Annotated in this window: 3 protein-coding genes; 1 reads left to right on the top strand and 2 read right to left on the bottom strand. The window is 58.0% G+C overall.

Translation table 11 applies throughout. The annotated features are described in order from the left end of the window. On the bottom strand, window positions 1–462 hold a 462-nt coding region (locus tag B4F73_RS15290; RefSeq protein ID WP_290483700.1), incomplete at its 3' end, for a hypothetical protein. Here B4F73_RS15290 and B4F73_RS15285 point away from each other — a divergent pair. Then, window positions 442–855 carry a TIGR02301 family protein gene (locus tag B4F73_RS15285; RefSeq protein ID WP_290479051.1) on the top strand — a complete coding sequence of 138 codons (414 nt, stop codon included), beginning with the start codon at window positions 442–444 and terminating at the stop codon, window positions 853–855. The two genes, B4F73_RS15290 and B4F73_RS15285, sit on opposite strands and share 21 nt — an antisense overlap. Here B4F73_RS15285 and soxR read toward each other — a convergent pair. Beyond that, window positions 852–1,319: a redox-sensitive transcriptional activator SoxR gene (gene soxR, locus B4F73_RS15280; protein WP_034814093.1), complete on the bottom strand. Its 468-nt coding sequence runs from the start codon at window positions 1,317–1,319 to the stop codon at window positions 852–854. The genes B4F73_RS15285 and soxR overlap by 4 nt on opposite strands. Window positions 1,320–1,475: the final 156 nt, after the last annotated feature.

Below are 1,475 nucleotides of genomic sequence, written 5' to 3'. Positions count from 1 at the left end.
CAGCCAGCGCGCCCCCATCATCTCGCGCATCTCAAGCCGGTTCCAGTCAGCCTCGGCCTGTTGTGCGCGATGCTCCGGACCCTTCTTGAAAAAGTCGAAAGACTGCCAGAGCGCCCATTCGGCCATGGCTTCGGACTGCGTGTGGTTGGAACAAAACGTGCGGGAAATCTTGCCAACGGAGATCAGTGCCGGATTGTCGAGCCCAGCCGCGGAGGACTGGAACCAATCTATCCCGCCAGTCTTGAGTACGGCGATCATGAAGTCGCGGGCATGATCCCCGAACCAGACATCCGTATTCCCGAAGACAATATCGGGCCGAACATCGTGAACCACGGTGCCGTCCCCGGCATGGGAGAACAAACCGTCCTCATCCATGACAATGAACTCAATCTCATGTTCAAGGCCCTTGAGCCTTTCACGAATGCGCGCAAAAGTCGTCGCATGAAGCAAACAGGTTTTCATATTCTCCTGCTTAGCGCGGTGATGTTCTGCGGCGCAAGCACAGCGCAATCGGGATTGCCGATTCGTGGACCGGATTATTTCCGCGATGCGACCGATCTCGCAGCCACGCTGGGCGCCGCCCACGCGATCCGCGTAAAGTGCAATGGCCGCGATGACCAGTATTGGCGGCGCTACATGTCCGACATGCTGAAGTACGAAGCGCCCAATCGCGGCGCGGTCCGCAGCTCACTGGTCGACGCCTTCAATGAGGCCTTCACAAGCGCCGGACGCATCTACCAGACCTGTGACAATCGCGCGGTCGAGGCTGAAGCTGATTTTGCCGTGAAGGGCCAGGAAATCGCCACGCGCATGGCCACCCATTACTTCCCTCAACCCCCAGAGCGCCAAGACTAGGTTTCGGTCGACACCACGCTGACATCCTCAAGCAGGAATCGCGGTCCTGTGCCGAGCCCACGCGCACGATCCTCCGGATTGTAAAGCTGGCATTTTTTCAGGGACAGGCAGCCACAACCGATACAGCCGTCCAGCTTCCGGCGCGTCCGCTCCATCAGCGCGATCCGTTCATCCAGCATGTGCCGGAAGGCCGTACTGATCCGGGTCCAGTCCCGCTTGGTCGGCGTACGCCGCTCCGGCAATGACGACAGGAGCTGGCTGATCTCTTCGATGGTCAGGCCAATCTGCTGGGCGATCAGGATAAAGGACAGGCGACGGATGTCCGAGCGCAGGAAGACACGCTGGCCGCCAGAGGACCGTTCTGGGTGAACCAATCCCCGCCCTTCGTAGAAACGGATCGCCGAGACCGACAGGCCGGTCCGCGCAGCCACATCTCCGATCGCCAAGCCCTTCGGAACTGCCATGAAAGAATCTCCTATTTCACGCTTGACCTCAACTTAAGTTGAGGAATTACGACAGCTTTATCAGAGATTTGATGAAGAAGAAATGGAGTTGAAAACAATGAGTATTGCCAAGTTCGAACATGTGAATGTGACCGTCAGTGATCCAAAGAAGACCGC

The organism is Hyphomonas sp. UBA3601 (assembly GCF_002375605.1).
In the GTDB taxonomy this organism is placed as follows: Bacteria; Pseudomonadota; Alphaproteobacteria; order Caulobacterales; family Hyphomonadaceae; genus Hyphomonas.
Note: the sequence above shows the minus strand (reverse complement) of the source record. Positions and strands in the feature narration are given on the sequence as shown.

Excerpts from the sequence above, each read along its gene's own strand:
- B4F73_RS15285 (WP_290479051.1), top strand. The coding sequence starts at position 442 with ATGAAGCAAACAGGTTTTCATATTCTCCTGCTTAGCGCGGTGATGTTC.
- soxR (WP_034814093.1), bottom strand. The coding sequence starts at position 1,319 with ATGGCAGTTCCGAAGGGCTTGGCGATCGGAGATGTGGCTGCGCGGACC.